Origin of the sequence: Rouxiella sp. Mn2063 (assembly GCF_049319665.1) — a bacterium.
Taxonomy (GTDB): domain Bacteria; phylum Pseudomonadota; class Gammaproteobacteria; order Enterobacterales; family Enterobacteriaceae; genus JBMOUD01.
The window spans coordinates 274,107-291,478 of sequence record NZ_JBMOUD010000002.1 but is presented as its reverse complement, the minus strand read 5'-3'; the positions used below and the strand labels follow the sequence as shown (position 1 = coordinate 291,478).

The following is a 17,372-nucleotide window of genomic DNA, read 5'->3' as shown; positions in this document are numbered from 1 at the left end:
CCGCTTAATAAAGGTATCCAACTGCGGCGTGAAATCCTCGGCGCGCTCCCAACTGAACGCCTGATGTGCTGCCGATAACACCACCTGCCCGTGGCAACTCACTGGCCCACACGTCAGGCAGCCATTGTTATGTAGCGACTATACTTTCCTTAAGAGCAGCAACTAACTGCGGTATATATTTTTTGAGGCTTTCTTCACAAGATGCAATCTGCCCATTGTCTAAAAACTCTACCTCAGAAAGTTTAATTTCTAGCGCGGTTTCTAATGGGATCATGTCGATTCCGGTCAGAACTTGCCGTAATTGTGCCGCCGCTTTACCGCCGCCACGATTGGCGTAGCTCACCAGAATAGCCGGTTTACCTTTCCACTCATGATATAGATGGTCGATAGCGTTTTTTAACGCGGCCGGATAGCCCCAGTTATATTGCGGAAAGAGGAAAACATAGCCATCACCTTCGCTAATTTTCTGGCTCCATGCCTGGCTATGCGGCTGAAGATATTGCCCGGTTGCCGGAAGCTGTGGCTCATCGTTCATTGGCAGCGGCCAATCAAGCAGGTCGATCACTTCACAGGTATGGAGTTCGCTGCTGCTGATGATTTCCGTTACCCACTGTGCGATCTGCGGCCCAATGCGCCCTTGGCGAACGCTACCGATAATCACCTGAAAATGCATAACACTCCTCGAGCGTTTTGATATTAAAAACAATATATAAGAAGATCGTAATGTATTAATACATCGCCTTTAAGGCTGGGAAATCTATTAAAACTAATAAAAATCACCTCTCTATCGCAATAATATAGCCATAGAGAGGGAATAAAGATGTGGCGATTATGGTCATCGTATTATTTAGTTGGCTCCCTACTGACAGAACTATCAGCAGGGCTCTCGATCAGTGGATCTCCACTTCGGCTTCAACTTCTACTGCAATATCAAAAGGTAATTCTGCCAACCCAACGGCTGAACGACTGTGCGCACCAATATAGGGACCAAAGGCACTTAAAATCACGTCAGAAAAACCATTAATTACCGCTGGCATACGGTTAAAACCCGGTGCCGCATTGACCATGCCAAATACGCGGTTCCACGCCACAATACGATTGAGGTCACCCAATTCTCGATGCAAACTGCCAAGAATAGATAACGCCGTCAGCCGCGCTGCCTCATAGGCTTGCTGCTCTGTGACTTCACGTCCGACTTTGCCACGATATGCATATAAAGAGCCATCTGGGTTTTGCGGACCGTGACCGGAGATATAAACCCGATGCCCCACCACTCTTACCGCCTCAAAAGGAAAAACCACACCCGGTGGCGGTACGAGCTCCGGCGGTAATACCAAGCCTTGTTCGGACAGACGCTGATAAACATTCGACATCGTATTCTCCTTATTAAGCGGCTATTTAAGCGTGATAGCACTGTTGATATGGCATATTTTCTCTCCAACAAAATAACCTGAAGCCAGCATAAAGGGCGGTTTTATATTGTAATTTTTTATACTCAGGGCTTTGATTATGTTCTCTGACTGGGCAGTGATAAATTACCTCTTATCCTTTTGTCGTGAGAGTAAATCGATGTTTACTGCTGCTCCTTTGATTGAAACCGAACGCTTGATTTTGCGCGGCCACTGCGCGGCTGATTTTGACGCCGAGGCCGCATTATGGGCCGATGAACGCGTGGTGAGATATATCGGTGGCACGCCATCAAGCCGCGAGGCCAGTTGGGGCCGGTTATTACGCTATCCCGGACACTGGCAGATGCTGGGTTTTGGCTATTGGGCGGTGGTGGTGAAACCATTAACAGGCAGCGACGAATCAGCCCCCTTTATCGGCGAAATCGGTATTGCCGATTACCAACGCCAAATAACCCCGTCGCTAGCTGGAATGGGGGAAATGGGCTGGGTGCTTTCACCTGATTTTCATGGCAAAGGTTACGCCTTTGAAGCTGCTCAGGCGGTGATTAACTGGGCCGATACACACCTCACTCGCCCGCTGTGCTGCATTATCGATCCAGAGCACCAGTCTTCTATTCGTCTGGCAGAGAAATGCGGTTTTGTAGCGCACACTGATACCGAGTATCAGGGAACGGCGGCGCGGATCTTTAAACGCGGCTAGGTTATTCGCTCGGCACCGCTAAATGCGAAAATTGAAAACCTGTAGCGGCAAATACGCTGCGTAGTGTTTTAAGCGTTGGGTTTCCGGCTGGCGATAATGTTCTATAAAGCGTCTCTCTTGAGAGGCCAGCACGTTGGGCGATGGTTGCCATGCCGCCACGCGCTTCAACAACGTGACGCAGCGCCATTAAAAAGGCCTCCTGACCACCGTCTTCATCAATATCTACAAATGCCTGTTGGAGATAGGCTTTGGCAAAGCCTGGATCTTCGCGTAATAACTCAACCATGGCATCGTCATGCAAACGGGATTTAGACATATATCACCTCGCTAAGTAATCCTTCAGGCAGGTTACTGCCTCATCTATATCGGCACGTTGAGTACGTTTGTCGCCGCCAAAAAGAAGCAATACGACTTCGCCATCAACCAAGCTGTAATAAACCCGGTACCCAGCCCCTTGGTCAATCCGCAGCTCCCATACGCCTTCACGACAAGGCTTATGATCGCCATAATTTTCCGCACCAAGCCGGTTAACTCTTGAAGCAATCTTCGCTTTCGCTATTGGATCTCGTAGCGCTTTAAAAAACGCCATATATAGATCGCGACCATTCGGGGTGAGGTAGTGCCTGATCGTTTTCATAGATGAAAGTAGCTTATAAAATACAACACCGCAATATCACTTTATCTTAAAAGCTACAACATAGTCCTTTATAGAGGTGAATAAATGCCCTAATCCCTTTGGTCACTCTGAGCACTGGCGAATAAAACCTAAATATCCCGCGCGATGCTCAGCTCAACGCGTCGATTCAAATGATGGAGGGCAAGCTCGACGGTTTCCACTTTTGATGAGTGTTCCACATCTAATAGCCTGTCGATCTGCGGGGCTTTCTGCCCGAGTTTTCTCGCCAACTCGGCTTTACGTGTGCCCGTTTCAATCATGGCATTATGCAATGCAGCTTTCATCACCACGAGCACAGGAAGGATAACACTATGTTCCCCTTCAACTGGCGTGCTAGCAGCGGGAATAGGACGGCGCTCACCAATCTCGATAGACAGTGCAGTAACAATGCCATCGACGGCTTCAAGTAAAGCTTCATCGATAGAATAGCCAACAGAATTCATCAACGGCAGGTCTCGGCAGGAAACAATATAAGCGTCGGTATCTTCATCGTGCTGTAATTTCACCGCATAGTTAAACATGTCTTACTCCTTGTTTATCTTGAGAACCAATATGGATTTGCGCACAAGATTTTATCGCCCCAAATCCTTCATGATCTTTTTTCTGAGTGGCTCAGGCATCTCTTTTGAACCATGATCTGGAAACACAGAATGCACCCCATCAAGGGTGACTTTTTGGTGGCTGCCTCCACCAGGAGCGGTTTCAAACTCAGCTCCCTGTTTTTGCAACCATCGTCTGAACTCGCTGTACTTCACAAAGCGTCTCCTTGTTCAGTGCTGACAAAATAACAAATAAGATAATAAACGCAACATATAAGTTTATTTTTTAAACTTATTCGTTTTATATCCTCGCCTGGTATTTTGCGTGCAAAATATCCAAGCGCTTTATTTTCTCTGTACGCTTTGCACTGTCTAGCCCAGTCGTGAAATTCTGGATGCGCTGTCGAAAAAGGCAGATTTTTATGAGCACTAAAAAGAGAAAGCCACCCAATCGGTGGCTTTACGAGTATGGCTAAGAGGAGAAAAACACTACTTATTAATCACCACCGATTTACGATGAGTAAACGCCAGATAGCTATAATGGCCGTGGTATTCGCCCATGCCTGAACCGCCGATCCCGCCAAACGGCAGATAAGGTGAGACAACTTGTTGCATCACGCCATTGACGATGGCGTCACCGGATGGAATACGAGTGGTGATTTTGCGGCCTTGCTCAATATCGCTAGTGAAGACATAAGCTGCCAGCGGCTTAGGGTGATGCTGATTAATGCCTGCAATCACCGACTCGATATCAGTGAAGCCGATCACCGGCAACACCGGGCCAAATAACTCTTCACGCATCAGTGAATCCTGCCAATCGACGTTATCCACCACGGTCGCTTGCATATGGCGCGTCGCCACGTTGGCTTCGCCGCCGTAAACAACGTTACCCTGCGTTTGCGCTAGCATGGTGGTCAGTCTTTCTACCTGTTTGCCAGACACCAGTTTGCCAATCGAATCCACATGCGGAATGGCGGTTTTAATACGCTCAACCAGTTTGCTGAGCAGCGCCTCTTTCACGTTTTCGTGAACCAAAACGTAATCCGGTGCGATGCACGTTTGTCCGCTGTTAGAGAAGCGACCAAAGGTCAGCATCTCAACGGCTCTGTCCAAATTAGCATCGGGCAAAACAATAAATGGCGACTTGCCGCCCAGCTCAAGGATCACCGGCGTCAAATGTTTAGCCGCCGCCGCCATCACAATTTTCCCCACCGCCGGGCTGCCGGTGAAGAAGATAAAATCAAACGGTAAACTGAGCAGGTATTCGTTTTCTTCACGCCCGCCCTGAATTACCGCAATGTAGTTATCGTCAAACACGGCACGAATGATTTTCTCGATAGCCAGCGCGGTTTCAGGCACCGATTCTGAGGGTTTAATAATGGCGGTGTTCCCGCCGGCAATGGCACCAATCAGTGGGGAAAAGACTAAGTTTATCGGGTAGTTGAACGGGCCAATGATGTAGCTAACACCGAAGGCTTCATGCTCAATAAACGCCTCGGTAAATGTCGCTTCATGGTGCGTCGGCACCTTTTCAGGAATCACCCACTCATCCAGGTGTTCCAGCGTAAAGTCGATTTCCGAGATAACTCGCCCGATTTCTGTGCGATCCACCAGCTCTTTGGATTTGCCCAAATCGCTATCCAACGCGGTATAGAGGATATCCCGATGGTCGAGGATCGACTGCTTCAACTTCTGTAGATTGTCTTTGCGAAAGGCAAGGTCTTTAGTGGCTTCACTTTTGAAGAACTGCTGCTGTTTTTCAAAAATCTGCTGAATGGTCGAATTGTCCGTTTTTAACATGATGGCGGCCCTGTCTGAGGATGGGATAATGATTATAGTTGCCGAGAGAGAGCTAGAATTGCGGATATGGGCGGAATTGAAAAGTAATAATGCTAGCCGGAGCTAATGAATGTGGTCAGCGGAATGAGCGTGACCACATATTTATCCGTTACAGCCGCAGATCAGGCGATCACGCTTCAACGCCAGAGACTGCGCTGCGTTGGTGCGCATAGACTTGCAGATGGCAATACGCGGCTCGATAAAGTGGAACGCCAATGCCATGATGTTTAGCGCGTATGATCATGTCGCCAATGATAGCGTCAGCTTCTAAACGCGGTGCATTTTGTGCAATATCGCGCATCATTGATGCTGCCCATGTCGATTGGGGATCGAGTAAACGCCCTTCAATCTTGGCAACATCTTCAGACGACAGTGGATTGCCCTCGGCGGCCGCCACGGCAAGACTCTCTGCCAGGGCCTGTTTGATCAAATTCTCACCTTCCTGCGTCGCAAGAATATCGCCGATAGTGCCGCGCATCAGGCAATTCATCAGCGCACCTGTTGCCAACATGACCCATTTATTCCACAACGCCTGCGTGACGTTAGGAGAAAGTAAACGTGCGCCAGGTGTTGTCGTTAAAAGCGTATGAAAATCTGCTGCCAGAGGCGCCGTTGCCGCCGATCTGGTGCCAATCACCAGCATATCATCACGGCCAAAATGGCGGATTTCCCCTGTCTCACTCAGCATGGTGGCAATATATGCGATGCCCCCCAGCACCCGATCGCGGCCAAAGCGTGCGTCAAGTTGGTCATAGGCAGACAGGCCATTAAGAAAAGGGATGATCCCCGTAGAGGGGCCAACGGCAGCAGCAATGTCATCCATCGCCGAGGGCAGATCATAGGTCTTGCAGCTCAAGAGAATCAGGTCATATTCCGGCTTGAGTGCGTCACGTAATACGGTCTTTACCGGCCCGCTGAAATCGCCTAATCCGCTGCTAACGCTCAACCCGTTCAAGGCGAGCCATTCAGCGCGTTTAGCTCTCACCAAAAAAGTGACCTCAGCACCGGCCTGAATCAATCTTGCGCCATAATAGCCACCAATCGCACCCGCACCTACAACCAGTATTCTCATCATTGTCTCCTGATTATTTATCGAGATAAGCGACAGAGCCGAGCATCAGTTTTCTAGCCTGCTATGCCGTTTTTCTCACTCGTCCAGCAGAGCGCCATCGGGTTAATTCATCAGCCCCTGCGCCAAGCTCAACCATCACGTCTTTCGGGTTGATCTCTTGCCCCGTTTCTACATCGACTAATGCCACTTTCACCCGATGTCCTGAGTGTCCATCAACACTATGCAGCGGCGGCCCTTCAAGCCCAGCAAGATTCCATTTATTACCGACTTGCAACATCGCCAGCAGCACTAATCCGGTATCTCGCCCCCTTTCGGTCAGCACATACTCGTAACGATCGGGGCGAGATTGATACTGTTGCCGCGCAAGTAACCCTTGCTCCTCAAGCATCTTGAGTCGGTCGGAGAGCGTGGCATTCGTCACCCCGCTAGAACGGCGCAAATCGTCATAACGCGTCAGCCCAAGAAACAGGTCGCGCATAATGAGCGCGCCCCATCTATCGCCCAACGCGCCCATGACGCTCGCCACCGAGCAGGTCATACCTTCAAAGCCTTTAGAACGCATGTTTTTCCTTAGTTTTCACCATCATTCTTTGCACGGCAGTGTATCGCCGAAGTCACCAGCTTGACGAGAAACGACGATGTGATGAACACCTCTTGATCATTTTTTATGTCACTCTTATTATAAGAGTCACTTGCCGATCAGGCAAGTCTCAAGCGTGGATGATGAGTAGAAAATCTGTCTTTCTCCCGGCACGTCTTCGGAAGGTCGTCGCCGTAAACGAGATGCAATGCATCTCGTCTCCCTAATTATTCTAGGAAATTGTCATGAAGCATAAGCGTGTTCGCACAACAATCAGCGTAGTGATCGGCCTTCTACTTTCAGGTTCTCTATTCTCAGATGCAGCCTTGGCCCAGGCGACGTCGTCCAACCCAACGGCTCAGGCTCAACCGTCCGCCCCTTGGGATCGACAAATTAACCCAGCCGCGGTTCAGGCTGATGTCTGGTTCAATAATTATAAATTCCGAGATGGTGAGACACTCAACCGCTTGAAGATCCATTATGCGACGTTAGGAACACCGCATCGCAACGCACAAGGCGATATTGATAATGCGGTATTGGTGCTCCATTGGACCGGGGCCGATAGCCGAGCTTTACTCAGTCCAACCTTTACCAAGGCTCTGTTTGGCCCTGGTCGTCCCCTTGATTCAACCCGCTATTACCTAATATTTCCCGATAGCGTTGGCCACGGACAATCAAGCCAACCAAGCGATGGACTAAAAGCCAAATTCCCCAATTACGACTATGGCGATATGGTTGATATTCAACATAAATTGGTAACAGAAACCTTAGGAATTAAACATCTCCATGCCATTCTCGGAATGTCTATGGGAGGGATGAACGCGTGGCAATGGGCCGAAGCCTATCCAACTATGATGGATGGCGTCATGCCGGTGGTTTCATTACCGACGAAAGTATCCGGGCGCAATTTGTTATGGCGACGGATGGTTATTGATTCCATCCGCAGCGATCCACAATGGAAAAATGGCGATTACACGCAAACACCGCACGGCTGGGTTCTCGGCTACAACGTGCTACGAATGATGATTGATAGTGCAGAAGATCTGCAAAATACGATCCCTGATAGCGCGGCTGCCGATAAATTCCTCGCGTTCAATCAGGTTGCCGCTGACCACGTTGATGCTAACGATGTGCTGTATTCACTCAAGTCATCATTTAGCTATGATCCAGAGCCGCAGCTGTCCAAAATCAAGACCAAACTCTTCGCCCTGAACTTCTCGGATGATGAGTTCAACCCAGACCGATTAGGCGTACTCGAAAGAACGGTGCCAACCCTCAAGCAAGGACGTTATGTGGTGCAGGCAGGAACGTCCACTTCTCCAGGACATTTCACGATGACCCGCCCTGACCTATGGGCATCGCACGTTGCCGATTTTATGCAATGGCTTGGTGATAAGCCCTCTTCAACCAACGGCTAACTCTCTTGATTAAAGCCGTGTGCTCAACAGGGCAGTCGACACTCGCCTGCCTGATCTTTGCTATTGCGCAGGACGCTAAGATAGCAATGCGTTTATGGCAACTCTCTGAGCAACTGACCAAGACTTCTTTTTCCTCAGTAGATTTTTAAATGCCTCATTAACATTGCGCCGTCATCCCTGTCTGCTGTTGGTGATGACGGGCAATGGCGCCCGGCGTAGTGAGCCAGAAACGGTCTTGTTGTTCGGCTAATGTCGCTAGCGCTTTTTTCAGATGATGGAAACGGAAGGGCTGGCCGACGATATAAGGATGCAGCGCAATGCCCATTACCAACGTTTGTTCCTCACTTCTTTCAAGCAGTTCCGCCAATTGATCCAGTATCATCTGACTGAACAGTTCTGCCGATGCGCCGTTGGGAATAATGGTCGGAATATCATTAATTTCCTGCGGATAAGGCACGGAAAGCAAATCACCGTGGCGGGTAGCGAATGACATTGGGCGATCGTCATGTGCCCAGTTGAGGTTATAACTAAAGCCATTCTGTTTGAGTAAATCCGGTGTCTCTGTACTCTCGGAGATCCACGGCGACAGCCAGCCATCGATTGGTTTACCCGCATAGGCGCTTAATCGCTGCTGACACATGGCGATCATCTCGTTTTCTGCCTGCACATCAAGCTCGCCCTGACGCTCTGAGTTAGTATGGCCGTGGGCAATCAATTCACTGCCATCGCCGCTCATCCAATGGTCAAGCAGCTGCGGGCAGTAATCCAGAATCGAGGTATTGCAGATCACGCTGGCCGGTAGCCCCAGCCGTTGGAAGAGATCTGCCAAATGCCAACCGCCGACGCGATTGCCATAATCGCGCCATGAGTAATTGAGCACATCAAGTTTATTGGCCACAGGTGCCAGTTTGGCCCCTTCCGAGCAGCCAAAAGAAAAGTGCTCCAGGTTCATTGCCACATAGACCGCCAGTCGCTTGCCACCCGGCCAGCGGTAATCTGGCAAGTCCTGCGGACCATGATAATCGTAACGCTGATGATGTCCGAGTGCTGACATCCAGTTAGATGCTGTCATTAGCTGCCCCTTTGGCGCGATAAATTGTTTTGGGTGCCACAGACAGGCTAACCACACAGAAGATAAATGCAGAAATAATAGAGACCACCGCCACAGAATATTCCGGGGCGTGCAGTGAAGCAATGCTGCTACAGATAATCGAGAAACCCCATCCTGCCAGCAGTCGATAAGGCGTAAAGCGTTGCTGACCGGCAACCATCCAGCCAATAATCGCCCCGCCGATCCCCGGCACCACTATTCCTAGCAGGCTCAACCAGCTCACCAGCCAATTGGTGATCCCGGCCAGCGCCAGCAAGGTGCCGATAATCCCCAAAATGACCACTAATTGACGAAACGTCAGCGGCAATACGGCGCTCCAGCCCGCCGCGGCGTTATATAAACCGTGCATCGCGACAGAAGCGCAGTTGATGACAAAGAATATCGCGGCGAATACGCCGAACACCGGCCCTAAATTCAGCAATAAATGGGCAAAATCACCATCAACTGCCTCGCCGCTGGCGGCAACTAGCCCACCTAACAACATCGGTAAAATATTGGCGCAAGGGAAAGCACACAATGAGGCGATTACCGCCTGCGTTGGCGTCTTCGACCAACGGGTAAAGTCAGCGGTCAGCGTGCCGGAATCGACAAACACGGAAATCGCCATAGTGACACCAATCCCCAACGCCAGACTGTGGCCACCTGCGGGCTGATAATTGAGAATTTCACCCCATTGATGATGCTGGAAATTCAGCACCAGGCTGATGATGCCAGTGATAATAAATAACGTAATCGAGATGATGCTGATCGGCTTGAGCATCTTCATTCCGGCCATGGAGAGCGTGGTAAACACCGCACCAATCACCGCCACAGACCAAGCAAGCGGCAAACCGAGTAAAGTATTCAGGCCATGTCCGGCTAAGCCGGTCTGCACCGCAAACCAGCCAACAACCAAGCCCGCCAGAAACACCGCAATCACCTTGGCACCGACATTGCCGAAGATACTCTGGCAGCTGAAAGCAAAGGTTTTACCATCTTTCGCCGCCAGCGCGCTCAGGCAGGCAACATAGGTCGCCAGCACAATATTGCCTAACACAATCGCCAGCATGCCTTTCAAAAAACCCAAACTGGTCACAATTTGTGCACCAACAAAGGCACCGACCATCACCATCGGAAAACCCGACCACACGACGGCGACGGAGAAGAGGCTTTTTCTTGCAGATGCGGGCACCGGCTGGTGCTCATACTCATTATTGGTGTTAGACATTATTATCACTCCGGAACGGGCTATATATCAGGAGCGAAGCAACTCTTATGCCAGTTGTAAAATAGGGTTTGGTAACGGTAAAACAGGGATACTCACTGTAAAATAGGGTATCGGGATACTTCATAAGCCCATCAATGACGTATCGTCATGACCGGCCGCACTGAAAATGGGCGTAAGAATGGGGCGGCAGAGAAGGATTGCGCTGTAATAGGGAATACCATGTCCTCTTCTCTTTTCATTTTTATCTCACAGGAAGGCGCAGCGTCACCCACCGCGCCTGAAAAAGCATTAGTTCGCCAATTCACTGATGATGCCGCGCGCCTGAGCGAACAGTTGTTGATAATGGCCTTCGCTAATTTCCTCCTCTAAACCGATGGTGTTATAAAGGAAATCAATTTTGGTATCATCGACACCCAGATAGCTCATCATACCGATGGCGTAATCGGTCATATTTTTTTCCCAGCCGTACTTTCTAAATCCTGACTCTGTCCCGCCGGCCAAGGCCACATAGCGGAATTTTTTCCCCTTCAGCGTGCTCCCTTCACCATAAGCCAGGCCATTAGTCCAGACACGGTCCAAATAGCCTTTCATGATTGCCGGGAAGCTGAACCACCACACCGGGAAGACCATCACCACGGTATCGTGAGCATCGAGTTCGGCAAACAAGCGGTGAATATCGGGTGAGTATTGTTTTGCAGCATTATGCCAATCTGGCTCATCATCGATGCTAAGCACCGACTCAAAATTGCTGCGATACAGGTCGAGACTGGCGACATTAATGCCTTGGCTGACGGCCTGGTCATGTATTTCCTTCACCACATTTGCGGTCAGTGAATCTGCGCGCGGGTGGGCCCAAACAATATATAATTTCTCTGTTTTCATTTAGTTATCTCTGTTTGCTATGACATAGCTATTACTGTACAAACAGGAGATAGTTTTGTTAAACGTAGTTATCGAGATGGGTTACTGAAGGATTTTCACTAATGCGATTGAAATATACCGATTTTGCCGCTTTCATTGCCGTAGCACGTCACAAAAGCTTTCGCGCCGCGGGAGATGAGTTGGGGCTATCGGCTTCAGCCATTAGCCATGCCATCAAGCAGTTAGAGCTACGGTTGAAAATTCAGGTGTTTAATCGCACCACACGCAGTGTCTCACTGACGGAAGCCGGGCTTAATCTGTATACACGTTTACGCCCTGCGTTTGATGAAATAGACACCATGCTTGATGAGGTCAATGACTTCCGTAATACGCCGATGGGGACACTGAAAATCAATACGGCACCTCTATTTTCACGCTTAGTATTAGTACCGATTGTCGCAGGGTTTACCCGTCAATATCCTGATATTAAAGTCGAAATCACCACCGATGATCAGATGATCGACATCGTGCAGCAGGAGTTTGATGCGGGGATACGTCTGAGCACCGCCCTTGAAAATGACATGATCGCCGTACCGATTGGCCCGAAGATAAAAATTGCCGTAGTGGCGACACCTGATTACTTCACGCGCTATGCGCCGCCGCATCATCCGAGTGAATTGAGTGCTCACCAAAGCATCGTGTTGCGGTTCAAAAGTGGCCGACCTTATCTTTGGGAATTTGAAGGTCCAGAAGGGAAGCTGTCGATTGCTCCTTCGGGGAACATCATTACGGATGATATGGATTCAGCCTTAGAAGCCGTGTTGCATGATGCAGGAATAGGTTACCTCAACTACGAACAGGCCAGGTCATATATCGAGAGTGGCAAACTTATCTCTGTGCTGGAAGCCTGGCTGCCAGAGCGCCCAAGCCTGCAACTCTATTACCCGCGTAACCGTTATATGTCTTGTAGCTTACGCGCATTTATTGATTACATTAAAACGACACCATCACAGGCAACGTTGGCAGTGTAATAGCAGGCTGGACTGACAATGTTATTTGACTGACGGTTAACAACACCACAGGAAGGACACCTTGGCTGCAAACAGGTATATCGGCCCCACAGCGAGTTCTCCTGCTTTATAAAAAGTGGACCAGTGGCATCAGCACTCAGCATTCGACGGCCTCAAATGAGGAGTGAATGACATAATTGAATAAAAAAGCAAGAAACCGAGTAATGTTTTAGCCAATTGTAGATATCCTAATTTAGCGTCAGGCATTCGCAACACGTGATAATAGTCATCCCTTAAAAAATATATATACCCAAAATAATTGGAGTTGCATCAAGGCGGCAAGGGAACGCATCCCGATGAGCTTACACTGGTAAGTGATTCGGGTAAGTGACAAATCTGCCAGGAGCAGATTTGAACGCTGCTTGCAGCGGCCCCAACGGGGTGAGGCCCATGGATGGGCCGAGTAATGTAGCCAACGCAGAAGCAGCTTCAAGTATGACGGGTATAAAGAGGCCTAAACATGCGCACTTCAGATTACTTAAGGTTATTTCTTCTTGCCGCTATCTGGGGGGCGAGTTTTATTTTCATGAGAATTGCAGCGCCTCAATTGGGTGCCGTTAACACTGCATTTTTTAGAGTCTTTTTTGGGTTCATCGGCCTTGGTGTTATTCTTTGCATTATTAGGTCTTCATTTCGTTTCGAGAATAAATTTAAGTCATCATTAATTCTAGGGGTAATCAATTCAGGATTGCCATTTCTGATGTACTGCTTAGCCGCCAAATGGTTACCCGCAGGATATTCAGCCATACTCAATGCCACGACACCGTTAATGGGCGCGCTCATAGGATTTGCTTTTTTTAGTGAGAAATTAACCGCCAGAAAATGGGGGGGGGGTGATATTGGGATTAGTGGGGATCGTTGTCATCACCACTATCGGAGAGATAAATTCTGCCAGCGGTATGATGTACGGCATCATGGCTTGCCTGATAGCAACAGGATGTTACGGCGTAGCAGGCTATCTCACTCGTCTATGGATATCTGACCGCGGTGGCCTTGATCCCAAAATGGTCGCCTTTGGCAGCCAGATAGGCGCCACGCTATTTCTTCTGCCTTTCTTTGTCTGGTCAATGAGTACAGAGACGGTGACCGATAGCGTTCAGATTGATGTGTGGGTGAGTGTCATTGCCCTCGGCGTTATCTGTACCGCACTGGCGTATATTCTTTATTTTAGGTTGATTGCTGATATTGGCCCTTTACGCTCACTGACGGTCACCTTTCTTATCCCGCCCTTTAGCGTACTCTGGGGATATATCGCCTTGGGTGAAACCATAACTAAAGGGTTTATTATCGGCGCAATGATTGTTGGTATTGCCGTGTGGATGATAGCCAGTCCAGGGAAAACCCAGTGAGCAAAGCAACATTTGGACAGTAATCCAGAATTGAGGTATTGCAGATAACGCTGGCCGGTAGCCCCAGCCGTTGGAAGAGATCGGCCAAATGCCAACCGCCGACGCGATTGCCATAATCGCGCCAGGAATAATTAAGCACATCGAGTTTATTAGCCACGGGCGCCAATTGGGCCCCTTCCTGGCAGCCAAAAGAAAAGTGCTCCAGGTTCATTGCCACATAGACCGCCAGTCGCTTGCCACCCGGCCAGCGATAGTCTGGCAAATCGTTCGGACCATGATAATCGTAACGCTGATGATGCCCGAGTGCTGACATCCAAATGGGCGTGGAAATGGGGAAGTGGCGCGGCGAGGGAGAAATCATACAACGCAATTGCGCACCCCAGAAGGAGTGCGGCCTATTATTCTGCTTCTCTATACGGGGTGCTGAACCAACTGCGCACCCCGTACAATATCAATCGGCAAAATCATGATTCGGGAACATCCCACACCTTAGTTGACGGGTGGTAATCCCATTTGGGCGATTTCATTAGTGTGATTTTTGTTCAGGTTTATCTTGCACTGGTCTATGTACGACTGATAATCATCGGCGTCCTCATCTAGCTCAGTAGCAACCGACAGACAGAGTTCATCTCGATAGCCTTTCCAGCTTTTTTGCGCATTCAGGAAGCGCTGGCTATATACATCTCCGGCGGTTTCCGAATTCTCTTCTTTGCCATTAAATGGCCCAACATTGTTCGCTTTTATCCGCTTAACCGTCTCATCTATGAGCGCATCTAATTTTTTACTGCTGGCGTCTTTTTTAGCCGCGAGGCAATTATATGCTGACGGAATATCCTTATTTTGCTTGAAACAAGCGTCACGCTCCGGTCCAGCTGAAAGCTCAGCATGAGCAGCCAGAGGGGTAAGCAGAGAACCAAAGATGATGAGAATTTTTTTCACTGGAGATACCTTATTCTGTGTCTATGGCTTTCAAATGACATATAGACAGAGGAGCTTCTGATATGAGCGATCAAAGCAACTCGTCCATTAATAGCAGCCTGGAAAAGCGCTTTGGCATTGTGCACACCTTGATAGAAAATATCGATTATCACATCCCGAATTTTCTGTTCTAACGACTCCCAGGCAGGTGCCCCTTGAATATGGGAGGTAACACGTACATACAAATTCCGCGCCTCATTAAGCTTTATTTGGTAAGCAAGTTCAAAAAGTCGGATTTGTTGCTGATGGCTAATTTCGCCAACTAAGGGGCCATAGACTTTTACAAACTGCTCCGCCTGGTGTCCTTTAAGGTGAGCCGCTTTTGAACATATTACCGCTTTGTATTCCTCAATACCTGCTTGTCTGAGCGTGGCAAAAATTTCTCCGGTGCTACGGTTTCCCATATCGTAACCTCGACCAAGTGTCACCCCGGACGAACTTGTGGGAGGCCATTGTAATATTCGTGAAAAATTGGGGTAACGACGCTGGCGAAATGGCTCTACAGCAGTAATATAGTCCACTCCCTCAGCATCGAATGTGAGCTGTCCCTGATGAACAATGAGAGGCCCGCCGCTATTTTTAGGATGGAAATGGGAAGCAGCAGCGTCATTAAGAGCCAGCATAAACCACGTGTCTGTAGGTTGAATCAGACCATTCGGTGACATATTTAAAAGACGCTGATACCAGCGGATTGCCTCCGTCGTGGCAATATCACAATGCCCATTCACCACCAACGTTCGCCCTGTTGCCTGCAAGTATCCTGCATTAGTGATCAAGTTTTGAACGGCTTTAACTTCATCAGGATTGTTGATTCCGCAGGATCCTACTGATGAGGAAAGGCGGAAAATATGCGGACCAAGAGGCCTGCGATGAGACATTATTGTTTCCTTATGAATAAAGATGAATGCCCAATGCGTTTTAATGGTTATTTAGTTTTATCTCGTCATTTTTGAATTAACATGAACTGTGATTGTGTATAAAAATAGAGTAGGCAATAAAAAGAGGGTTTATTGCCTACTCTATATCAGAGCCTGTCATTGCCTGCTTTTGATATGTTCTCCTCATCCCCAAACAGCATGCAAACCTACCCCTTCACCAACGCCTGTGCGCAAGCCCATGCCGAGCTCCATGCCCATTGGAAGTTGTAACCTCCGAGCCAGCCGGTCACGTCGACCACTTCGCCAATAAAATACAGACCCGGTACTTTGGTTGCGCCCATAGTTTTGGAGGAGAGCTCGCGGGTGTCGACGCCGCCTAGGGTAACTTCAGCAGTGCGATAGCCTTCGGTGCCGTTTGGCTGGACTTGCCACGCTTGCAGTTGTTCGACCAAGGCCGCCTGCTGCGGTGGGTTAAGTTGTTTAAGCGTGACGTCTGGCAACTGTTCTAAGGTTTGCAGGCATTCGACCAAGCGTTTCGGCAGTAACATCGCTAACGTATTTTTCAGGCTTTGATTCGGATGGTCAGCGCGTTGTTGATTTAGGAAGCCCGCCAAATCTGTGTCAGGAAGTAAGTTAACGCTCACAAACTCGCCAGGTTGCCAGTAACTAGAAAGTTGTAATACTGCGGGACCAGATAAGCCGCGATGGGTAAAGAGGATGCTTTCGCGGAATACCGTGCCGTCTTCGGCGGTGAGTACCGCAGGAACAGACACACCAGAAAGGGTCTGTAAATGCTCTAACAGCGGCTTATGCAGGGTGAAAGGCACAAGACCGGCGCGAGTTGGCAAGACTTTCAGGCCAAACTGTTCCGCCAAGCGATATCCCCAAGGCGAAGCGCCTAATCCCGGCATCGATAGTCCACCGCTGGCAACAACAAGTGAGCGAGCACTCACACTCATTCCATTTAGTTGAATAGTAAAGCCTTGATCGGTCTTTTCGACGCTGCTTATCTCACTACGCAGGCGAATAGTGACGTTGCCCAGCTGGCATTCTTGCTCCAGCATAGACACAATTTGCTGCGCGGAATCATCGCAAAATAACTGACCGAGCGTTTTTTCATGCCAGGCAATCTTGTAGCGATTGACCAGATCGATAAAATTCCACTGGGTATAACGCGCCAACGCTGATTTGCAGAAATGCGGATTGGCCGACAGATAAGCCGCCGGTTCAGCCGTTAAGTTGGTGAAGTTACAGCGTCCGCCGCCGGACATCAGAATTTTGCGGCCCAGTTTTTTACCATTGTCGAGCAGCAGAACTCGGCAACCGCCCTGACCGGCCTGTGCAGCACAAAACATTCCAGCGGCACCTGCGCCAACGACAACAACATCAAACTGTTCCACAGCAACCTCTCTGATTAAAGCGATACTTCCCCGTCATTCTTCTAGCTGAAGTCTGTAGGCGATTTTGTCTTTTGGGCGATTAACGCCAGAAAAAGCGCGCTGATTGTATGCTGTCGCCCTCTTATAAACCAGTAAGCAAACAACTTCGCCATAAATGTAACTATATATTTCAAATAAAAAAGCACATTAAATCAATAAGTTTTCAAATTATTAGTGTCCAAAATCTCGCTATCTAGCCATTCTTTGCCAAAAAAATGTCATATTTTGCTTTTCCCCGCGCCATGT

19 protein-coding genes and 1 pseudogene are annotated in these 17,372 nt (G+C 49.0%); 4 read left to right on the top strand and 16 right to left on the bottom strand.

Annotated elements, in window-relative coordinates; genetic code table 11:
• Positions 1-127 precede the first annotated feature (127 nt).
• Together ACL9RG_RS04730 and ACL9RG_RS04725 are read right to left on the bottom strand one after the other, a co-directional pair.
• A complete protein-coding gene (locus ACL9RG_RS04730; RefSeq protein WP_422791437.1) occupies positions 128-673 on the bottom strand; it encodes an NADPH-dependent FMN reductase in 546 nt (181 codons plus the stop codon).
• Between the two features lie 217 nt (positions 674-890).
• Entirely contained in the window at positions 891-1,373 is a 483-nt protein-coding gene (locus tag ACL9RG_RS04725; protein WP_422791436.1) for a RidA family protein, read from the bottom strand.
• A gap of 196 nt (positions 1,374-1,569) precedes the next feature.
• On the opposite strand from ACL9RG_RS04725, the gene ACL9RG_RS04720 reads away from it, so the two are divergent.
• The gene (locus ACL9RG_RS04720) at positions 1,570-2,109 is read left to right on the top strand and encodes a GNAT family N-acetyltransferase (protein ID WP_422791435.1); all 540 of its coding nucleotides are present in this window, start codon (positions 1,570-1,572) and stop codon (positions 2,107-2,109) included.
• A gap of 1 nt (position 2,110) precedes the next feature.
• Here the strand turns inward: ACL9RG_RS04720 and ACL9RG_RS04715 are convergent, their stop codons facing one another.
• From ACL9RG_RS04715 to ACL9RG_RS04685, 7 genes are all read right to left on the bottom strand, one after another.
• A complete protein-coding gene (locus ACL9RG_RS04715) occupies positions 2,111-2,425 on the bottom strand; it encodes an addiction module antidote protein (protein ID WP_422791434.1) in 315 nt (104 codons plus the stop codon).
• Between the two features lie 3 nt (positions 2,426-2,428).
• Positions 2,429-2,746: a type II toxin-antitoxin system RelE/ParE family toxin gene (locus ACL9RG_RS04710; RefSeq protein ID WP_422791433.1), complete on the bottom strand. Its 318-nt coding sequence runs from the start codon at positions 2,744-2,746 to the stop codon at positions 2,429-2,431.
• A gap of 128 nt (positions 2,747-2,874) precedes the next feature.
• Positions 2,875-3,306 (bottom strand): hypothetical protein, encoded by a 432-nt coding sequence (locus ACL9RG_RS04705; RefSeq protein WP_422791432.1) that lies wholly within the window; start codon positions 3,304-3,306, stop codon positions 2,875-2,877.
• Positions 3,307-3,357: 51 nt separating this feature from the next.
• The gene (locus tag ACL9RG_RS04700; protein WP_422791431.1) at positions 3,358-3,540 is read right to left on the bottom strand and encodes a type II toxin-antitoxin system HicA family toxin; all 183 of its coding nucleotides are present in this window, start codon (positions 3,538-3,540) and stop codon (positions 3,358-3,360) included.
• 273 nt (positions 3,541-3,813) lie between these two features.
• Positions 3,814-5,124 carry an NAD(P)-dependent benzaldehyde dehydrogenase MdlD gene (mdlD, locus tag ACL9RG_RS04695; RefSeq protein WP_422791430.1) on the bottom strand — a complete coding sequence of 437 codons (1,311 nt, stop codon included), beginning with the start codon at positions 5,122-5,124 and terminating at the stop codon, positions 3,814-3,816.
• A gap of 169 nt (positions 5,125-5,293) precedes the next feature.
• A complete protein-coding gene (locus tag ACL9RG_RS04690) occupies positions 5,294-6,238 on the bottom strand; it encodes a 2-dehydropantoate 2-reductase (protein WP_422791429.1) in 945 nt (314 codons plus the stop codon).
• 58 nt (positions 6,239-6,296) lie between these two features.
• The gene (locus tag ACL9RG_RS04685; protein WP_422791428.1) at positions 6,297-6,797 is read right to left on the bottom strand and encodes a winged helix-turn-helix transcriptional regulator; all 501 of its coding nucleotides are present in this window, start codon (positions 6,795-6,797) and stop codon (positions 6,297-6,299) included.
• 263 nt (positions 6,798-7,060) lie between these two features.
• Here ACL9RG_RS04685 and ACL9RG_RS04680 point away from each other — a divergent pair, with 263 nt between their 5' ends.
• On the top strand, positions 7,061-8,233 hold the full coding sequence (locus tag ACL9RG_RS04680) for an alpha/beta fold hydrolase (protein WP_422791427.1): 1,173 nt from the start codon (positions 7,061-7,063) through the stop codon (positions 8,231-8,233).
• A 157-nt stretch (positions 8,234-8,390) separates the two neighbouring features.
• Here the strand turns inward: ACL9RG_RS04680 and ACL9RG_RS04675 are convergent, their stop codons facing one another.
• The 3 genes from ACL9RG_RS04675 to ACL9RG_RS04665 form a co-directional block, all read right to left on the bottom strand.
• Positions 8,391-9,305, bottom strand: a complete 915-nt coding sequence (locus ACL9RG_RS04675) for a polysaccharide deacetylase family protein (RefSeq protein WP_422791426.1) — start codon at positions 9,303-9,305, stop codon at positions 8,391-8,393.
• Positions 9,292-10,551, bottom strand: a complete 1,260-nt coding sequence (locus ACL9RG_RS04670) for a purine-cytosine permease family protein (protein WP_422791425.1) — start codon at positions 10,549-10,551, stop codon at positions 9,292-9,294. The genes ACL9RG_RS04675 and ACL9RG_RS04670 overlap by 14 nt, the downstream gene beginning before the upstream one ends.
• Positions 10,552-10,839: 288 nt before the next feature.
• Positions 10,840-11,433, bottom strand: coding sequence for an NAD(P)H oxidoreductase (locus tag ACL9RG_RS04665; RefSeq protein WP_422791424.1), 594 nt, complete (start codon positions 11,431-11,433; stop codon positions 10,840-10,842).
• Positions 11,434-11,534: 101 nt separating this feature from the next.
• On the opposite strand from ACL9RG_RS04665, the gene ACL9RG_RS04660 reads away from it, so the two are divergent.
• Together ACL9RG_RS04660 and ACL9RG_RS04655 are read left to right on the top strand one after the other, a co-directional pair.
• Complete coding sequence (locus ACL9RG_RS04660; RefSeq protein WP_422791423.1) at positions 11,535-12,443, top strand: LysR family transcriptional regulator; 909 nt, start codon at positions 11,535-11,537, stop codon at positions 12,441-12,443.
• Between the two features lie 499 nt (positions 12,444-12,942).
• A pseudogene (locus ACL9RG_RS04655) lies at positions 12,943-13,831 on the top strand (DMT family transporter).
• On the opposite strand, the gene ACL9RG_RS04650 reads toward ACL9RG_RS04655, so the two are convergent.
• The 4 genes from ACL9RG_RS04650 to ACL9RG_RS04635 all read right to left on the bottom strand — a co-directional run bounded on the left by ACL9RG_RS04650 (position 13,767) and on the right by ACL9RG_RS04635 (position 17,087).
• The gene (locus tag ACL9RG_RS04650; protein WP_422791422.1) at positions 13,767-14,144 is read right to left on the bottom strand and encodes a hypothetical protein; all 378 of its coding nucleotides are present in this window, start codon (positions 14,142-14,144) and stop codon (positions 13,767-13,769) included. The pseudogene ACL9RG_RS04655 and the gene ACL9RG_RS04650 sit on opposite strands and share 65 nt — an antisense overlap.
• Before the next feature lie 176 nt (positions 14,145-14,320).
• Positions 14,321-14,770, bottom strand: a complete 450-nt coding sequence (locus ACL9RG_RS04645) for a lysozyme inhibitor LprI family protein (RefSeq protein ID WP_422791421.1) — start codon at positions 14,768-14,770, stop codon at positions 14,321-14,323.
• Positions 14,767-15,687, bottom strand: a complete 921-nt coding sequence (locus ACL9RG_RS04640) for a peptidoglycan-binding protein (protein ID WP_422791420.1) — start codon at positions 15,685-15,687, stop codon at positions 14,767-14,769. Before ACL9RG_RS04640 ends, ACL9RG_RS04645 begins: the two co-directional genes overlap by 4 nt.
• 206 nt (positions 15,688-15,893) lie before the next feature.
• The gene (locus tag ACL9RG_RS04635; protein WP_422791419.1) at positions 15,894-17,087 is read right to left on the bottom strand and encodes an NAD(P)/FAD-dependent oxidoreductase; all 1,194 of its coding nucleotides are present in this window, start codon (positions 17,085-17,087) and stop codon (positions 15,894-15,896) included.
• Positions 17,088-17,372 lie beyond the last annotated feature (285 nt).